At 59.2% G+C, this 18,098-nt stretch carries 17 protein-coding genes and 1 tRNA gene; 9 read left to right on the top strand and 9 right to left on the bottom strand.

Features of this window, described 5'->3' with window-relative positions; genetic code table 11:
• Positions 1-5 precede the first annotated feature (5 nt).
• Positions 6-215, bottom strand: coding sequence for a CbtB domain-containing protein (locus EV130_RS23275; RefSeq protein WP_074062301.1), 210 nt, complete (start codon positions 213-215; stop codon positions 6-8).
• Positions 216-426: 211 nt separating this feature from the next.
• Between EV130_RS23275 and EV130_RS23270 the strand changes: the two genes are divergently transcribed.
• The gene (locus tag EV130_RS23270; protein WP_132661550.1) at positions 427-984 is read left to right on the top strand and encodes a histidine phosphatase family protein; all 558 of its coding nucleotides are present in this window, start codon (positions 427-429) and stop codon (positions 982-984) included.
• A 354-nt stretch (positions 985-1,338) separates the two neighbouring features.
• Here the strand turns inward: EV130_RS23270 and EV130_RS23265 are convergent, their stop codons facing one another.
• Complete coding sequence (locus tag EV130_RS23265) at positions 1,339-1,674, bottom strand: hypothetical protein (RefSeq protein ID WP_132661548.1); 336 nt, start codon at positions 1,672-1,674, stop codon at positions 1,339-1,341.
• Positions 1,675-2,514: 840 nt separating this feature from the next.
• On the opposite strand from EV130_RS23265, the gene ligD reads away from it, so the two are divergent.
• The 4 genes from ligD (at position 2,515) to EV130_RS23245 (ending at position 8,799) form a co-directional block, all read left to right on the top strand.
• Positions 2,515-3,558 carry a non-homologous end-joining DNA ligase gene (ligD, locus tag EV130_RS23260; protein ID WP_132661546.1) on the top strand — a complete coding sequence of 348 codons (1,044 nt, stop codon included), beginning with the start codon at positions 2,515-2,517 and terminating at the stop codon, positions 3,556-3,558.
• A gap of 2,076 nt (positions 3,559-5,634) precedes the next feature.
• A complete protein-coding gene (locus tag EV130_RS23255; protein ID WP_132661604.1) occupies positions 5,635-6,375 on the top strand; it encodes an NYN domain-containing protein in 741 nt (246 codons plus the stop codon).
• 553 nt (positions 6,376-6,928) lie between these two features.
• Positions 6,929-7,921, top strand: coding sequence for a magnesium transporter CorA family protein (locus EV130_RS23250; RefSeq protein WP_132554495.1), 993 nt, complete (start codon positions 6,929-6,931; stop codon positions 7,919-7,921).
• Between the two features lie 566 nt (positions 7,922-8,487).
• Positions 8,488-8,799 (top strand): hypothetical protein, encoded by a 312-nt coding sequence (locus tag EV130_RS23245; protein ID WP_132661544.1) that lies wholly within the window; start codon positions 8,488-8,490, stop codon positions 8,797-8,799.
• 17 nt (positions 8,800-8,816) lie between these two features.
• On the opposite strand, the gene EV130_RS23240 is transcribed toward EV130_RS23245, so the two are convergent.
• Both EV130_RS23240 and EV130_RS23235 read right to left on the bottom strand, forming a co-directional pair.
• Entirely contained in the window at positions 8,817-9,035 is a 219-nt protein-coding gene (locus tag EV130_RS23240; RefSeq protein ID WP_132661542.1) for a hypothetical protein, read from the bottom strand.
• 230 nt (positions 9,036-9,265) lie between these two features.
• A complete protein-coding gene (locus tag EV130_RS23235) occupies positions 9,266-9,568 on the bottom strand; it encodes a hypothetical protein (RefSeq protein WP_132554499.1) in 303 nt (100 codons plus the stop codon).
• A gap of 123 nt (positions 9,569-9,691) precedes the next feature.
• Between EV130_RS23235 and EV130_RS23230 the strand changes: the two genes are divergently transcribed.
• Positions 9,692-9,907 (top strand): hypothetical protein, encoded by a 216-nt coding sequence (locus tag EV130_RS23230; RefSeq protein ID WP_074062312.1) that lies wholly within the window; start codon positions 9,692-9,694, stop codon positions 9,905-9,907.
• Positions 9,908-10,031: 124 nt separating this feature from the next.
• Here EV130_RS23230 and EV130_RS23225 read toward each other — a convergent pair.
• From EV130_RS23225 to EV130_RS23210, 4 genes are all read right to left on the bottom strand, one after another.
• Positions 10,032-10,108, bottom strand: a tRNA-Met gene (locus EV130_RS23225).
• Between the two features lie 132 nt (positions 10,109-10,240).
• A complete protein-coding gene (mnmA, locus tag EV130_RS23220; protein WP_074062369.1) occupies positions 10,241-11,440 on the bottom strand; it encodes a tRNA 2-thiouridine(34) synthase MnmA in 1,200 nt (399 codons plus the stop codon).
• Between the two features lie 161 nt (positions 11,441-11,601).
• Positions 11,602-12,702 carry a mechanosensitive ion channel family protein gene (locus EV130_RS23215; protein WP_074063302.1) on the bottom strand — a complete coding sequence of 367 codons (1,101 nt, stop codon included), beginning with the start codon at positions 12,700-12,702 and terminating at the stop codon, positions 11,602-11,604.
• Between the two features lie 226 nt (positions 12,703-12,928).
• Positions 12,929-13,114: a hypothetical protein gene (locus EV130_RS23210; protein WP_132661540.1), complete on the bottom strand. Its 186-nt coding sequence runs from the start codon at positions 13,112-13,114 to the stop codon at positions 12,929-12,931.
• A gap of 190 nt (positions 13,115-13,304) precedes the next feature.
• Between EV130_RS23210 and EV130_RS23205 the strand changes: the two genes are divergently transcribed.
• Complete coding sequence (locus tag EV130_RS23205) at positions 13,305-14,636, top strand: erythromycin esterase family protein (protein WP_132552413.1); 1,332 nt, start codon at positions 13,305-13,307, stop codon at positions 14,634-14,636.
• A gap of 2 nt (positions 14,637-14,638) precedes the next feature.
• A complete protein-coding gene (locus tag EV130_RS23200; RefSeq protein ID WP_074062372.1) occupies positions 14,639-15,307 on the top strand; it encodes a phosphoribosyltransferase in 669 nt (222 codons plus the stop codon).
• Positions 15,308-15,382: 75 nt separating this feature from the next.
• On the opposite strand, the gene EV130_RS23195 is transcribed toward EV130_RS23200, so the two are convergent.
• Positions 15,383-15,805, bottom strand: coding sequence for a MerR family transcriptional regulator (locus tag EV130_RS23195; RefSeq protein ID WP_074062373.1), 423 nt, complete (start codon positions 15,803-15,805; stop codon positions 15,383-15,385).
• 71 nt (positions 15,806-15,876) lie between these two features.
• Between EV130_RS23195 and EV130_RS23190 the strand changes: the two genes are divergently transcribed.
• A complete protein-coding gene (locus tag EV130_RS23190) occupies positions 15,877-18,087 on the top strand; it encodes a heavy metal translocating P-type ATPase (RefSeq protein ID WP_132552415.1) in 2,211 nt (736 codons plus the stop codon).
• Positions 18,088-18,098: the final 11 nt, after the last annotated feature.

The following is an 18,098-nucleotide window of genomic DNA, read 5'->3' as shown; positions in this document are numbered from 1 at the left end:
GTCCTTCAGTGGCAGGGGAAGCCGAGAAGGTGACGGCCGTCATGTACGAATTCGTGGACGTAGCCGCCGGAAAACAGCGCCATGGCGCCCTCTTCGGTGCCGACGAAATAGATGGCGATGATCATCAGCAAGCCACCGAAGATCGCCCAGGGCAGGATTTCTCCTAGCGGGATCGGCGCCGGTGCTGCGATGGGCCGAAGAGCGGTGTCAGACATGTTTTCCTCCTGGAAGACGCGTTCAGTCGAAAGAGCGTTGTGCGGTAGGGTCTGACTTCCAGCCTGCTTTCGCATCCTGGTCACAGTGGCGCGACCGCGCCGGATTTTCACCGGCTTCCAAACCCGCAACATGACCGTTATATCTGGGCGCGGAGAACTGTCAACGAGACTTCATCTGGCTCCCCATCGCATTTCCGGAGATCGAAGGAACGTGCACACCCGGCTCACCTGGATCTGCCATGGCCTGACAAGCGCTGGTCGCAACGGTCGCTTTCCACTCGACGAACCGCTTGAGGAAAGCGCCGTCACGCAGACGCGGGCGATTTCCGGTTGGCTGCAGCGCGCCGACCGGGTCGTGACGAGTCCGGCGCTGCGCGCACGCCAGACTGCAGAAGCACTCTCGCTCGTCTCTCTTCCCGATCCGTTGCTTGCCGATTGCGATTACGGCCGGTGGGGCGGGATGGCGATCGCCGATCTGCAGATGCAGGAGCCCGAAAATATGCTCGCCTGGATGAGCGATCCGGAATCGGCCCCGCACGGCGGCGAAAATATCAGGCAACTCGCAGGACGGGCAGCCTTGTCGATGGAAACGCAATCGGTGCTCGGCGGCCACGTTATCGCCGTCAGTCACGCCGCGGTCATCCGCGTTGCGATCCTGAACGTGCTTCAGGCGCCGCTTTCGTCTTTCTGGCTCGCGGATATCGAACCGTTATCCGTGATCCGCATGACCCATAATGGCCGCCGCTGGGCGCTTCGCTTCGGCGGCTGAAGCCGCTTTATCGCTAATTTTTCAAGGAATAAATTAGATCAGCCTTACGCAAGCAAGTTGCGTCACATCTATTGAACCCGGTTCACCGGGCGCTAAGTCCTTGCCCCGAGGAGACAGGCCATGACCTATGACTGGAGTGGGGAGCGTACACGGCGCATGCGTCTTTTGCGGATTGCGACCGCCGTTATTCTCGTCGGCCTTGTTGTCAGCATTCCGTTGCTGATGACATAGGCGCAAGGGGCGAGCAGCCCTCAACTGCTCGCCTTTTCCTTATGGCCTCGAACGGAAACCCGAACCCACTCTGCGATCAAGCACGCCCAAAATTTCGCAACCGCCGGGACATTGGAGCTTGCCCTAATGCTTGATAGTCGTACCGGTCACCGACACTGGATCGCTGGCCGGAAACGTATCCTCGAGCCCCTCGTCAAGCTGCTCCTCGAGGGTCGATCGGTCATGGGAGGCGCGCGCGCTCAGCCTGACGTTCATCGTTTCGCCCTCGGGGCTCTTGGAGGACGCGATTTGGCTCAACAGCTCCTTCGCCTTTTGTATGGCATTCTGCCGATTGAGCGAGCGCTCGGCGTCGTTTTTCAACTGCACGGAAACGACCTCTCCGCCGTCGCCGACGAATTCGACCACAAAGCCAGCCTTCCCGCCACCAACGGGCATAACCTGTGTTCCAACGACCTGCATGGGGAATTTCCTCTCTATGAGCGCCAAAAGGAAAACGAAGATGTCACCCGCTTGGTTCCAGGCCGGAGGATCAGGGCGGCTGCGGCATGAGGCCTCCACCTGGATGGAGAAGTATTGTGCCTGGGACGGGCGAACTCCCGGATTTTTTGCGGGTGATGTCGATCAGCACCGATCTGTCGCATGACTCCCACAAGGCGAAGCGATGAGCAACACCTGTCGCAGTCAGCTTCAGGTCGCTGTTGACGGTGCAGTCGTACCTTTCGCTCGGGTATTCTGGCAGCCACCGATGCTAAAGCGTATCGTTCCGATCTTTCAAGCCGTCAAAGCTTCGAGGCCCGGGAGGGGCTGGAAGAATTATTTCCCGGTGCCATTTACTGAATTCTAATAAAGGCAGTGGAGTTTAGGAGCATGGCTCGGTGAGGTCCGAGGTTTTATCAGCCCGATTGACGTCGAAATCGAAGGCAACGGCGATATCGACAGGCTGGTACGGCCGAAGACCTCGCCGGTCATGCTTCTAAGCAGCAAATGGCCGGGAGTTTCCCTTATGACTTCGCTGGCGTGCGGCCAGCCACACTCAGTGTCCTGCCAGGCGATCGCTTTGATGAAGCACCGGGAAAAGAAGCCCCGCAAAGGGACGGGGCTCAAGATATGATGAGCAGCGCCCTAGAGCGGGCGACGACGGAAAGTACCCTTCATAGCTCGCATCTTCAAGATCCACGAATCCAAGGCTGAAAACTACGCACGATTCAAGGCGCCTTGACGACAGTTCGAGCGGCAAAGCAGGTGGTCATTGTCTCAAATTTCGTTTTCTTTTTGAGTATTCCCTGATGTAATCATCGGATGGCAAAGCCACCACCTTCAAAGCCCCTGCTGGCCACCGACAAGCCGCTTCGGTCCCGAGCCCGCAAGCCGCGAGATCCGGCACAGTCGAGCCTTCCCGTCGATCCCATGCCTGAACGCATCGAGCCGTGCCTGGCGCTTCTCAAGCCGAAGCCGCCGAAGGGCGAGCAATGGATTTATGAAATCAAATGGGACGGATATCGCCTGGCGGTGCATATCGAGCCGCATGGCGTGCGCATTGTCACGCGCGGCGGCCATGACTGGACGCATCGTTTCCCGGCGATCGGACAGGCCGCCAAGCAGCTCGGCGTGACGACGGCGGTTCTCGACGGCGAGGCAATCGTGGTCGATGAGCGTGGCCGATCCGACTTCGGGCTGCTGCAGCAATCGCTCGGCGGCCGGGGCGGCAAGCAGATCTCCGGCGAAGCGCTCTTCATGGCGTTCGACTTGCTCTATTTCGACGGGCATGATCTGCGGCAACTGGATCTTTCTTCGCGCCGCCATCTGCTCGAAGGTATGGTCACCGATCGAGAAGGCGTCATTCGGCTGTCGGAGGAGTTCGAGGCGGACGGAGACCGGCTGCTGGAGCTTGCCTGCGAGCATGGGCTCGAAGGCATCATCGCGAAGGATCGCCACAGCGAGTACCGCTCCGGCCGTCTCGGCGACTGGGTGAAAATCAAGTGCCTGCAGAGCGACAGCTTCGTGATCGTTGGCTATGAACTTTCCACGGTCGCGCGCGCCGGGATCGGTTCCCTGCTGCTGGCGGCGCGCAAGGGCGATGGCCTGGTTTATGTCGGCAATGTCGGGACCGGCTTCAACGAACGCACGGCGCAGGAGCTGCGCGGCATGCTCGATCGTGTGAAGGTGACGAAACCTGCGGTCGGCTATGAGGGCAGGCGCAAGGGGCTCGTCTGGGTGCGGCCAAAGCTGATTGCCGAGATCGAGTATCGTGCCTGGACGCACGACGGGAAGCTGAGGCATGCCTCCTACAAAGGTCTGCGCGATGAAGAGGACGAGGTCACGATCCATGTCCTGGAGAAATAGGCTCTTGGAACGCCCCTTGGAGGTACGTCAAACTTCGAACCGAACAGGCACGAAATACCGGATCGAAGTGAACAGTTCCGGAATAACTGGCGACGCCCCTGCATCTTCTGAACAAGGTCTTAGCCAGCGCCCGGACAGAAAGCAGTCTTAAGCGCGGCGGCGAAGATCTTCGCTATCCTCGGCAAAGAAGAGCATCAATAACCGCGTTGGTAAGACCTCCTCGGTAACGAGATCCGCAGTGCTCGGCATCGTTCATCAAGAGATCGCTGCTTTGATCTGAGGCGCCGCCAATGGGCCGCGCGCTCGAATGGGCCGTGCTTTTCGAACGCCTCCGCTGCCTGGTCTCAGGCAAGCCGCAAGATCGCGGTGGCGTTTATGCCGGCGCAAGGCGTTCGATGGGTAGCTGGACGAAAGATCTGCCTGGTCAATCCGTAGAGCGCGAACGACGCGCCCTACGGCGAATTGGCCTGTTAGCACTCAGTCGTCTTCTTCATTTGGCCGGGAGCGGCAGTGTTGGCATCCGTATCCTGCTGCCCTGGTGCCGCTTGCTTGGCGCTTCCAAGCTGTTGGCCAGGTGCACAGTCCTTAGCTGAGTTCTCATTCGTGGTGCTGCCGGTGGTAGTCGTATCGCTTCCCTGATCGGTAGTGGTCGGTTTGGTCGTCGTAGTCGTCGTCGTGGTGGTGCTACCGCCCGTAGTAGTACTCGTCTGAGCGATGGAAAGGCCTGTCGACAGGGCCAGCACGGCCGACGCCAAAAGGATCCGGTTCATCGTGGTACTCCATTGTTTTGCACGGTAAGCCTGACTACTTAATCGAAAAGAGGAAAAACAGTTCCGCAGCGGTGTTCAATTTTGTAACCACGGCTAAAGGGTCGAAACCGATTGCGAGCGGCACAGACAATCATCCGCGCTCGCCTATCGCGCCCTTTCGGCGCGACGCGACTCCTTTACTTTCCGGCCTATGAAGGCCAACACATGCGAAAGGACCGCAGTATGTCCCATTTGGAAAAGCTGAAGGGAAGCGGCCTCGTTCCGATTCAGGTCGACATGGCCGAGCGCGGCTGATGTTGTCGGCAACCTCAGCAGCATTTATTTGCGAGGACGTTAAGGTGCTCGACCAGGAAATTCCTGACCCGGGAGTATGAAGCGGACGACCGGGAACATTTCAATCGCCTGGGATGTTCGGCAGAATGGACCGTGCGGCCAAGATCTCCTGTAACCCGTGCTTTAGCCCCTTGCACGCGGTCGTGCGGTCCGCCTCGTTACCTCGCGCATTGGTATCATAGCGTACGGAAACCATGACCCATATCAGGCGTTCTTGTTTTGAACGTCTCCCGACGTTCCTCTTCGTCATCACCAGCCTGGCCCCGATTCGTCGGGGCCTTTTTTGTGTGCCGGCGGAACGCTCCGTTGAAAATGAACGGATTGCGTGGCCCATCCACAAACGCGTATCAGCTGGCGACCTGGCCCTGCGGTGAACACCCCGTCGCTCAGGGCCGATTTTTTGTCCACATCCGTACTAATCCCTATGGGCTAGTTCCCGGTACTGTGTTGGTTTGTCATTCTAGCATCAGAGCATGCCGCAGGAACCGGTATGTTCCATACCGTGGCCGCAGGTTTGAGTGGTTTCCCTACGGCAACAGGTGCACGAGGGCTTGCGTCACATGATCGGCGTGAGCCCTCGTCGTAAAAGCGTTAGCGCCCGGAAATGCTTGCGCAGAGGTCGAAATGACGGTCGGAAATGGCCGCGGCAACCACGCCAAGCCCGACGTGGAAGATAGTCGGTCCATTGTCGATGCCGCGCAAGATCGCTGTTATTGCCAAAGCTCTGCGACCGAAACGCCTTGATGAAGGCCACCGCTATGGAGCTTGTCGATGCCCTGAAAAGGCATTTGACCTGCGAATGCTCGCTCCTTCGGACTTAGAACGTCGTGTCGTCTGCCTCACCTTTTCGCGAGGAACGCGACCGAAGCGCTTGCAGCTATCCAATCATTCGGCCGTGACAAGGGAGCGGTTGCAAGAAATGATCTCCTCTGTGATGCTGGTGTTCGGGACTGAGAGACTGGAGCTCTGTTGCATGCCTGAAGCTCGCTCGCCGCGACTTGCTGTGCTCATCGACGCTGACAATGCCTCCGCAAAGATCGCTGACGGTTTATTCGAGGAGATAGCCAAGATCGGCGAGGCAAGTGTTCGGCGCATCTACGGCGACTTCGCTAGTGGTCGCTCAAAAGCTTGGATCGACGTCCTGGCAAGGCACGCGATCATCCCCCAGCAGCAATTCGCCTACACCACTGGCAAGAACGCTTCCGATATCACTCTCGTCATCGACGCCATGGATCTCCTGCACAGCGGCCGCTTCGACGGTTTTTGCCTTGTATCCTCAGACAGCGATTTTACTCGCCTCGCCTCGCGGATCCGTGAGCAAGGCATCGACGTTTTTGGTTTTGGTGAACAGAAGACACCTGAAAGTTTCCGCCAGGCATGCCGCAGATTCATTTATACCGAGAACCTGATTCCTGCGATCGCTTCAAATGGAACGGACGCCATACAGGCGACGCCCTCACTACAGCAGCCGAGCGCGGCGACGCCCATCATCAAGAGGATGATCGCTCAGATGGAGAGTGAGGATGGATGGGTGCCGCTCGGAGCGGTCGGAACGCAGCTAGCAAATCTGGCGTCTGACTTCGATCCACGGACATATGGCTTCAGGAAGCTCAGCGACCTCGTGAAAAAGACGAACTCCTTCGACATAGATCATGCGGAAGGCAGGCCCCTGCGCATCCGGGTCAAACAGCCATCTCCGAAGAAAAAGAGCTAACGACGTCCGACATCCCAGCGAACAAGCATAGCGCTCGAGCGCAATTCGGTCCGGCTCACTTTGGCGGCTTTCGTTGCTGAGCAACCTGCCACTCTGCTGAGATCGAAGAGTGGGTCGAGGTTGATCCGACAGCTCATTGCCTCAGTTGCGGCCTCCATTCCATTGTCGGTGACGCATCAGGCTTGCCGGCGACGACTGTCGACTTCCTGGAGCGGACATCGTCACGACGGTTTCTCGCAGCATTTGCGAAATTCCGACAAGCGCTCGCGCTGCAGGAGCAGCCTTGCCGGGTAACGAAGACGACATCAGCTGAATTTGCGAGAACATCGCGTCGGAGATGCGCGTGACCAACAAGCCGCGATGCGCCTTAACCCCGCTTGACTTCATGCTGGGCCGGGCGCATTCGGAGGTAGCGATGACATTCGTAAAACTGTCATTGATTCAAAGGAAAACGACATGAACCCCGACGTTCGAAGTTCGACGTCATCACGGCCGCGACCCCGGTGACCTTCCCTTGAGCTCCGGATAGACCGACGGTCTTTCAGGAGAGCCCATGCTACGCACCTACTGGCACCATGCCGATCGATTGGCAGCTGTCCCGTCCGATGTGACTCCGGAAACGGCCCCTGCTCCGGTTTGGCACGACCTGCTCAATCCGGTGCCCGAGGAAAACAGATCAGTCGAGCATCAACTGGGGATTTCCATCCCGACGCGCGAGGAGATGGAGGACATCGAGCTTTCCGCCCGCCTCTATCAGGAAAGCGGTGCCGAGTTTATGACGATGACGGCACTGACGGGCCTGGATGGTGACGAGCCCGTAAAGACGCCGGTGACTTTCATTCTGAAGGGCTCGAGCCTCGTGACCGTGCGATATGCCGAGCCGAAGCCCTTCGACGTATTCCTGTTACGGGCGCAGCGTGGCATTGGTGGCGGCGTGCCTTGCGCGAACGGCGAAATGTTGATGACCGGCCTTATCGAAGCGCTGATCGATCGCATGGCCGACGCCCTCGAGCGGCTGGGAAACGAGATCGACGGCGTTTCTCGCGAGGTCTTCCGCAGCAAGGTCTCGAACGTGACGAAAAAGACGCGCGACTTGCAGTCACTCATCGAACAGCTCGGCCAGAAGGCCGATTTCCTCACGGCTATACGCGAAAGCCTGGTCAGCATTTCCCGGCTCGTAGCCTATCACTCCGCCCTCGAAAGCCCACAACGCCGGCCGACTAAAGAGCTTCGGCAGCGCGTCAAGCTGCTGCAACGGGACGCCGCGTCCCTCGGCGATCACGCAACCTTTCTGTCGGGAAAGATCAACTTTCTGCTCGATGCGACGCTCGGGCTCATAAATCTCGAACAGAATCAGATCATCAAGATCTTCTCGGTGGCGGCGGTGGTGTTCCTGCCTCCGACACTGGTCGCCTCGATCTACGGAATGAATTTCGATTTCATGCCGGAGTTAAAATGGTATTTCGGCTACCCTCTCGCCATCGTCCTTATGATGCTCTCGGCCGTCATGCCCTACCTCTATTTCAAGAGACGCGGCTGGCTTTGAGCAATGATCGGTTGCTTCAGGCCGTTGAGAGACCGATCTCGATAATTCGCAACCATGCGAGAGGCCGCTCTGCGAGCAAGATCTGATGGGGCTTGAGCTGACGTCGCATCATGAACCGCGTGCATAAAGGCTTGATGGGAAGGTGAGGCAAGAAGTCTTGCCAGGCTTGCGAGACAAACGATGTATGAGATTGAGTAAGGGTAAATCCCCGTTTTGGCACAAGAAGCGGCCGTTGGAAGATCATGTGCTGCATCCATCAGGTGTCTTCACCTCGAAGTGGACCGGCCAGCGCAGCTGCCGGCACTGAAAGGACCCGTTGGAAGTCAGAAGCGACATGTCCGGGAAATGTGCGGAATGTTACTTCTAAGCCACAGACGTTGCTATGGAATTTATGGTGGCGGAGGACCGTATTGGTCACAACAGCCGACATCATGAACGGTCTCTCAATCTGTGAATAAATCGAATAACCGGTAAACCGCGTGCAAAGCCGTTCCTGTTGTTGAACTGCACTTGCGACTCATGGGTGTTCATTATCAACTGCTCATGCAACCAGCAAAGGAACGGCTATGGCACGCTACATTGCAGTTTACGATATCGCCGACACCTATCGGGGTCTGCATGCCGCGTTTATCGCTCAAGCGGAGAAACTTGGATGGTCGACTTGGGTATGGGCGCTTACCGCAAAGAAATGGTATAAGCTACCCAACACCACCTTGATCGGCGACTTCCAGGATTGCGACGCGGCACAAGCAGCATTCAACGCCGCAGCAAAGGCCGCCAGAGCTGAGAAGGGTGAGCTTGCGGTAGAGAAGTATTTTATCGCCGACTGGGGCTCAGCCACATTTGACTCTGATGTTAAAGCTGACCCTGCGAAATGATCGCTCGTTCGGTGCGCTTAGACACAAGTGACTTTCGGCACCACCCCGGAAGCCGTGCGTTGTAAGGCCTCCCCGGTGATTCCTTCACCGCTCGCACCGGCCTTTTCAAAGGTCAGCCGATAGACGCCGCCGATCTCGAACTGCTCGATGGCAACCGGATTTGTAACGGTCATGGAAAGCTCGCCGTGCGGCTTATAGTTCGACCAGTCGCCGTTGCTTTCCGGCGCGCCCTGCAACGGTCTCGCCGCTCGACTTCGCGCGTCTGGCTGAAGAAATGCTGAAGGCTGATCGCGAGACAGCCCTGAAAGCCTTTGGCCAGGCGATACTCGCTACCTCCTCTTCAGAATAGAAACTATTGCCGAAAATGCAAAAACCCGCGACCGGTGGAGGTGACGGGCTGTGGTGGCCAGGCGGTCCAGGTTCGACGCGTCGCCTTCGGTTGAGTTCTTCACTGGGCTTCGTAGGGCTAGTCCAAGGACCAGTTATAGGGCGATTCCGGATCATAAACACAAGCATAATCGAGGGTGCACATCTGACCGTTGGCATCCCGCAAGCTGACAATGGTGCGCTTGTCACCCAGCCTACAGCGCGCCGGCGGATAGCGGAAGCTGCGGCCGCCGATGCCGGTGCGTACAAAAGCCGCTTTGGATTGGCGTATAATTTGCATAATCTGGCTACACGTGTGAGCCCGGGCATTGACTTCCACGGCCTGGGCGGCAAGGCCTGACGACGGGAGCAAAAGCGCAGCTGCTAAAATCACGTTCTTCATGGGAACTCCTCCTATGGAGGCGAGTTAAACAGCGCTGCCAGCGGCATTCAAAACAAATTCTGTATTGTTAAGGCATTGGTTCGTTAAACGCATAACTGGCCCCGGAAAGTTTAGGAGGGTGTCGTGGACTTAGAAAGTATGCGATCTGAGTACGAACAGAAGATCAAGGAACATGAGGATCATCTCAAGGCGATGGATGAAAACGACATCCAACACTTCCAGAAGGAGGGCAATGGCCCACTTTCAAACGTTACCGAGCGTATAAAGGCCGAGTATCGCCGTAATATCGAAACATATACGGCGCTGATCGCTCAGATCGACGCGATACTAGGGGCTTAGGCCGAGCCTGCCAATAAGGCAGAGCACGATTAGATGGGAAATTCCGCGGCACAAAGATGGCACAAAGGCCGCGGAATTACCGGAGCCGCTTTTTCCTAAACGGCTGTATTTCTTAGGAATTTGATGGTAGCGGAGGAGGGATTTGAACCCCCGACACAAGGATTATGATTCCTCTGCTCTGACCTACTGAGCTACTCCGCCACTGGTCAACGATGCCGTTCGCGAAGCGGCGGCTCGTGGGATGAGCGGCTTATAAGGTGCGGTCCGGCTTGGTGTCAAGCAGGTGACATCAAGAAAACGGCGCGTTTTGTTGCAGGCCGTTTCGCGCCCGGTTCAGGCGGCGGCGGCTCTGGAAAGCAGGGCTTTCAGCGAGGCTTCGGCCGTCGGCTCGCGCTCTGAACGCTCGACGAAGCCGCCGCCAAACACGCGGGCGTCATCGCCAGGCGCCGAATAAAGCGCGCATGCCTGGCCCGGCGCCACGCCGGCTTCGCCGACGGTCAGGTCGACATAGATACCGCGCGCATCGGCACGGACAACCGCCGGCGCCGGTGCCCGGGTAGAGCGAACCTTCGCGTAGCAGGCAAAACCTTCGCCGGAGGAGGCTTCGGCAAGCGGCTGGTCGCCGAGCCAGTTGACATCGCGAAGATAGACGCGGTGTGTCTCCAGCGCTTCCTTGGGGCCGACAATGACACGGCGCGAGCGCGCATCGAGAAAGACGACATAGAGAGGCTCGCCGGTCGCAACGCCGATGCCGCGGCGCTGACCGATCGTGTAGTGCAGGATACCGTCGTGGCTGCCGAGCACGCGGCCGTCGAGATGTACGATCTCGCCCGCCAGCGCCGAGTTCGGCTTCAGCTTGGTGATGATATCGGAATACTTGCCTTGCGGCACGAAACAGATGTCCTGGCTGTCGGCCTTCTTGGCAACGACCAGGCCCATCTCTTCGGCAAGTCTGCGGGTCTCGGCCTTCGGCAGGCCGCCGAGCGGGAAGCGCAGATAGTCGATCTGTTCCTGGGTTGTTGCAAACAGGAAATAACTCTGGTCGCGCTCGGCGTCGGCTGGACGGTAAAGCGCGCGGCGGCTTGGGTTGCCGGATGTCGGGTTCGGGCGCGAACGGATGTAATGGCCGGTCGCCAGCGCATCGGCGCCGAGTTCCTTGGCGGTCGCCAGAAGATCGGCGAACTTGACGGTCTGATTGCACGACACGCAAGGGATCGGCGTTTCGCCGGCCACATAGCTTTCCATGAAAGGATTGATGACGGTGTCGCGGAAGCGCTTCTCGTAGTCGAGCACGTAATGCGGAATGCCGAGCGTTTCGCAGACCCGGCGCGCGTCGTCGATGTCCTGCCCGGCACAGCAGGAACCGGCACGGTGAACGGCCGCTCCGTGGTCGTAAAGCTGCAGCGTGATACCAAGCACATCGTAGCCCTGACGCTTCAACAGGCCGGCAACGACGGAACTGTCGACGCCGCCGGACATGGCAACGACAATGCGCGTATCTTCCGGTTTCTTGTCAAAATCCAGTGTGTTCACGAGTGCTGCCAGTTCAGTGCTTGTTTCGCCCCGCCGTCTGCCCTTGAAATGCGGCGAATTTCCTGTTCTTCCGGCAGGCTGGTCCGCCGGGCTTTCGTGGCCGTGGATATAGAAAGGATCGCGGCTTCGCGCAAGAGGCGGGGATTTGCTGCGACAATGCGCTATTCGGCTGCCGCCTTTCGCCCTTTCTCCTCCCGACCCTCCAGCATCGCTCTGACCTGCGGCAAGGCCTGCGGATATTCGCGCTGGATGAAATCGATCAGCTTTTCGCGGATTTCGCAGCGCAGGTCGAAGGTTCGTCCGGAATTCGAAGCTGAGGCGAGGATGCGGATTTCCATGACGCTTTCCCTGAAATCGGTGACGGCGACGTTGGCCACTCTCCGGTCCCAGAGCTTGGAGCCGGCCAGTATCTCCTCCGCCTTGGCGCGGATCGCGGAAACTGGCACGCTGTAGTCGAGATAGATCATGACCGTTCCGATCAGCGATGCGCTTTCGCGCGTCCAGTTCTGGAACGGGTTCTCGATAAAATAGCTGAGCGGCAGGACGAGGCGGCGCCAGTCCCATATTTTCACGACGACGTAAGTCGAGGTAATTTCCTCGACATTGCCCCATTCGCCCTCGACCAGAAGCGCATCGTCGATGCGGATCGGCTGCGTGATTGCAAGCTGAATGCCGGCAAAGAGGTTTTTGAGGACGGGCTGCAAAGCCAGACCGACGACAATGCCGGCAACGCCAGCGGATGCGAGCAGGCTCACGCCATATTGCTTGACCGCGTCAAAAGTCATCATGCAGGCGGAAATCGTCACGACGACGATGATCATGTCTGCGATCCGCTCAATGATCCGCGACTGCGTGACGTGCTTGCGCGCGAGCAGATTGTCCTCGGCGTCCAGCTTGAAGCGCCGCAGATAGACGGTCATCCAGATATGCTTGGCGGTCTTCGCCATCCAGGCAACGAGGATGATGAAGGCGATCAGCAGCACGTGGCGCAGCGTCGAGGCCTGATACTCCGTGAGTGGCGAAATCGTGGCGGCAAAGCCCAGCGCCGCAGTCAGGATTGCAAGCCGCGCCATGCCCTCGAGCCGGGAGACAAGCGACCTCCAGATGATATCGCGCGAGGCGACAAGGCGTGCCAGAAGCCGGAAAGCCACGCGATGGAAGAAAAGCGCGAGCGCCACAACGACAGCGAAGATGCCAATACTTGCCACCCAATCAGGCAGCCAGATGCCTTGGGCGCGAATATCGTTTACAAGGTCGGACATGAGCCGGCACTTAGGGTGCCCTGCAATATGGAAAAGGGCAAAAGTTCGTGCTACCGCTTGGGAGCCCAGCAAGGCCGCGAACATTTCCCCGATGAGAGATCTCAGCCGTTGACGGCGATCCACCGCTTTGGGGGCATGCCGATCTCAATTCTTCGGCTTGCGCCCGTGTCACGGATTTTTCGAGCAGTTAGCCCTGAAACCCTGCTGCTTGAGGCTCTTGAGCTGCTCACTTTTCGAAACCTTCGGCACGGGCCGTCGCATCGACGCCCGAGCCGATGCCGACGAGCGAGCGGATGATCGCAACAACGCCGGCATCCCTACCGGCCATGAAATTGCGATCAAACTTGATCCTGTCGGAGGCGAAGGCGCGCAGATAGCTGAAAAAATCCGGCTGGTGAGAAAATAGAAACAAATCACAAACATAGTTCGCCTGAGCTTTCGGCGGAAGAATGTAGCTCAGGCAATCGAAAACCGTTTGATGCCGCAGAAACAATTCTTGCGGCAATGTGTTTCTAGTGAGACGATACGGAGCCAACGAAGGCGCCGAGCCGCCCTCGCAAACGACGGACAAATAACCCGATCACATTCGAAAGGAGGCTCATATGACTCTCCTGGAGCTTAAACCGAACCAGGCGGACGGCATCGCGCATGCAATTCGCCATGCCTGCGAACCGCTGCCTGATCCCGCCCATATGATCGAATTCGGCGTCTTCTTCGATCCTTATATCGACAGCTCGAAGGTCGTCCTTTTGGGCGAGGCGACGCACGGTACGGCCGAGTTCTACCAGGCGCGCGCGGCCATCACCCGCAACCTCATCGAAAATCACGGCTTCAACATCATCGCAATCGAAGCCGATTGGCCCGACGCCGAACGGATCGACCGCCATGTGCGTCACCGGCGCGTGCGAACCTACGACGCAGAATCCTTTATACGCTTTCCCGATTGGATGTGGCGGAACGCCGAGTTCGAGCAGTTCGTCTCGTGGCTGCACAGCTACAATGAAAGCCTCGCGCCGGCCCGGCGGGTCGAGTTGCGCGGCCTGGATATCTACTCGCTGAATAGCTCGCTCAAGGCGGTGCTCGATTACCTCCAGCGTATCGACCCCGAGGAGGCGAAAGCAGCTCGCCGCCGTTATGCCTGCCTGACGCCATGGCAGGAGCGGCCGGCAGGCTATGCCCATGCCATCCTTTCCGGCGTTCAGGAGGAATGCGAGCCGGCCGTCGTCGCCCAATTGCAGGAACTGCTCGCCCGCGAGCTCGATTATGCCGCCGCAGATGGCGAGGACTTTCTCGATGCAGCTCAAAACGCGCGTATCGTGGCAACTGCCGAACATTATTATCGGGCGATGTACCGGAGCGGCAATGATTCCTGGAATCTGCGCGACAAGCATATGTTCGAAACGCTCCAGAAGCTCATGGAGTATCGGCCAGATGCAAAAGCTGTCGTTTGGGCCCACAATTCGCACATCGGCAATGCGGCTGCCACCGCCATGGGCTGGGACGGCCAGTTCAACATCGGCGAGCTTGCCCGGATTGCTTATGGCGAGGAGGCCCTTCTCGTGGGCTTCGGGACGGACCGCGGTACGGTGGCGGCCGCTGACGACTGGGACCAACCGGTAAAGATCAAGACCGTCAATCCGTCGCGTCCGGACTCTTACGAGCGTGTTTTCCGGCAGACCGCGATACCCAGATCGCTGACCGACCTGCGCGGAACCCGCGATCGGGCAGTGCGCGAGATATTGTCGGAACGTCGACTTGAACGCGCCATCGGTGTCGTCTACCGGCCGGAAAGCGAATTCTACAGCCACTATTTCGAGGCAGTGCTTCCCGAACAGTTCGACTGCTACCTTTGGTTCGAAGAAACGAAAGCCGTGAATCCGCTTGCTGCCGTGCGCCCGCAGGGTGTGCCCGAAACCTATCCGTTCGGACTGTGACGATGCAGAATCCTCTCCGCTTTCACGATCGTGCCGACGCGGGCAGAAAGCTCGCCGAGGCGATTGGCGCACGAAGCGATGACCCTGTCGTGCTCGGTCTGCCGCGTGGCGGCGTGCCTGTGGCATTCGAACTCGCGTGCTGCCTGCACGCGCCGCTCGATATCCTGCTCGTCCGCAAGATCGGGGCGCCTGGCTATCCGGAATATGCCATCGGCGCCGTCGTCGACGGCAAGAATCCACAACGTGTTATGAACGAGGACGTCCTCGCCTATTGCGGTGCGTCCCTCGATTATTTCGAGAAAGAGGCAGCCCGCCAGCTCGAAGAGATAGAGAGGCGCCGAAAGGTTTATCTCGGTGATCGCCCACCCACGGATCTGTCAAACCGGAGCGTCATTCTCGTCGACGACGGCATTGCCACCGGCGCTTCGGTCAAGGCTGGATTGAAGGCGCTTCGTCAGGCGGGTGCGGCTCATATCACTCTTGCGGTCCCGGTTGCGCCACGGATGGTAATCGAGGATCTGAGGGCGCAAGTCGACGAAGTCTTCTGCCTATCCGCGCCCGAGGACTTCCAGGCGGTCAGCCTTCACTATGACGATTTCAATCAGACCAGCGATGGCGAGGTCACCGAGTTGCTTGCAAGGGCGGATTTCGGCGCCCCCTCGAAGGGCTGAGGCGGTCTACGGTTTCAGCGCCATTTCTCCACCCTCGTGCCAGTCACCAGTGAGGGTGACCTGCGCCTTTCGGGTTCAGTGGTGCGGATGCATGCATTGGCCGTGGTCGGCAAGGACTTCGATGACCCGGCACTGATCCACACGGCCGTGGCCGCAGCCTTCGACCATGATCTCCAGCTCGGCTTTCAGTGCCATGAGACTGCGGATACGCTGCTCGACCTCGATGAGCCGCGCTTTGGCGATAGCATCGGCCGAGGCGCAGGATTGATCGGGATCGTCCTGCAGCGCCAGCAAGGTTCGGATGGAACCGACCTCGAAGCCGAGCTCGCGGGCATGGCGGATGAAGGCAAGGCGGCGGATATCGGCGGGTTCATAGGAGCGCTGGTTGCCCTCGCTGCGGCTGGGCGCCGTCAGCAAACCGATGCTCTCATAGTAGCGGATCGTCGGAACCTTCACTCCGCTCTGGCGAGCTGCTTCGCCGATCGTGATCTTTTTCATGATTTTTCTCTTGCACCTCTAGTCGCTAGAGCATGTAGGAAGAATGCTGCTGAAGAACAAGGAACTCCGAAATGGCTGAAGCGGCTCGAGCGAAATACAAAGTTGGCGGAATGGACTGCGCATCCTGCGCGGCGAAGATAGACACTGCAGTGCGCCGCATTGCCGGCGTCGAGGACGTTTCCGTTTCCGTGACCGCGGGCACGATGACCATCAGCCATAACGGCACGAGTGACCTGAAAGCGATCGAGAAGAAGGTGACGGGTCTCGGCTATTCGGTCTTGCCGATGCCGGCGAAGGCGCCGGATCACGATCAAGCTGCGCAAGGCCATAACCATGATCAGGCCGATCATGATCACCATGGGCACATTCATCCCGAAAAGGACATCACAGATCTGCACGGCCACGACCATGGACAGATCGGCGGCTTCTGGTGGCAAAGCAGAAAAGGGCGGCTGACGATCGCAGCCGGTGCGGCTCTTGCCGCGGCTTACGCTGCCGGGCATCTCATGCCGGCGATCGCCCCCTACGCCTTTGTTGCCGCTGTGCTGATCGGTCTTGTACCGATCGCCCGTCGCGCGATATCGGCGGCACTGTCCGGGACCCCGTTTTCGATCGAGATGCTGATGACGGTCGCGGCCGTCGGCGCCGTCATCATCGACGCCGGAGAGGAGGCGGCAGCCGTCGTCTTCCTCTTTCTGGTCGGCGAATTGCTGGAAGGCGTTGCCGCCGGACGTGCTCGGGCGAGCATTCAGTCGCTGACGGCGCTCGTGCCGAAGAACGCCTTGCTGGAGGAAAACGGCCAAACGCGGGAAGTGCCGGCAGGGACCCTCACCGTAGGCTCCACCATCCTCGTTCGCCCGGGCGACCGTATTTCGGCTGACGGCGTCATCGTCTCTGGCGAAAGTGCGATCGACGAGGCGCCTGTGACAGGCGAAAGCGTTCCGGTGCGCAAAGGTAGAGATGACACGGTCTTTGCCGGAACGGTGAACGGTGACGGCGCACTCCGTATCAAGGTAACCGCAGCAAGCGCCGACAACACGATCGCCCGCGTCATCAAGCTCGTCGAGGAAGCACAGGAATCGAAGGCGCCCACCGAGCGTTTCATAGACCGCTTCTCGCGTTACTATACGCCAGGCGTCGTCGCGGCCGCGGCATTGGTGGCGATTGTCCCGCCGCTCCTTGGCGCTGGCACCTGGGAGGAATGGATCTACAAGGGGCTCGCGATCCTGCTGATCGGCTGCCCTTGCGCTCTGGTGATCTCGACGCCAGCTGCGATCGCTGCTTCGCTCTCGGCAGGCGCGCGGCGCGGATTGCTGATGAAGGGTGGTGCCGTGCTGGAAACGCTCGGCAAGGTCACCGCCGTCGCGCTCGACAAGACCGGCACGCTGACTGAAGGCAAGCCGAGAGTGACCGACATCGTGCCTTTCGAATTGAAGGAGGCTCAAGTGCTCTCGCGCGCGGCCGTGCTGGAAAGAAATTCCAACCACCCTCTGGCACTGGCGATCCTCGATCGCGCAAAGAGCGACAAGGTGCCCGTACCGCCTGCCTTTGAGGTAGAAGCCGTTCCCGGCAAGGGCATGACCGGCCGCGTCGGCGGTGAAAGGCTGGATCTTCTCTCTCCGTCTGCCGCCCGCGCGACTGGCGCCCTGACGGTTGAACAGGGTGAGCGCATCGCTGCGTTGAACGTACAGGGCAAGAGCGTATCGGTTCTTCTCGTCGACGGCAAAACCGCCGGTTTCATCGCCATGCGCGACGAGCCGCGCGGGGACGCAAAAGCCGGCCTCAAGATGCTGACCGACGCCGGGGTCCGGATCGTCATGCTGACCGGCGACAACGAGCGCACCGCAAGGGCGATCGGTGAACAGCTTGGCATCGATGTCAGAGCCGAGCTCATGCCCGGAGACAAGCAGCGTATTGTTGGCGAGCTGAAGCGCGAAGGCTTCATCGTCGCCAAGGTCGGCGACGGCATCAACGACGCCCCTGCCCTGGCAGCTGCAGATGTCGGCATCGCCATGGCAGGCGGCACGGACGTAGCGCTGGAGACCGCGGATGCGGCGGTCTTGCACGGCCGCGTTGGCGATGTGGCGGCGATGATCGAGCTTTCCAAGCGGACGATGCGCAACATCTTCGAAAACATTGCCATCGCGCTTGGCCTGAAGGCGGTCTTCCTCGTCACGACCGTCATTGGCCTCACCGGGCTCTGGCCCGCAATCCTCGCCGATACGGGCGCAACAGTGCTCGTGACCCTCAATGCGCTGCGGCTGCTGCGCCCGGTTCGATAGTGTTTATCTTC

This window comes from Rhizobium azibense, from assembly GCF_004342325.1.
Lineage (GTDB): Bacteria > Pseudomonadota > Alphaproteobacteria > Rhizobiales > Rhizobiaceae > Rhizobium > Rhizobium etli_B.
This window is presented reverse-complemented; position numbering and strand designations above follow the sequence as displayed.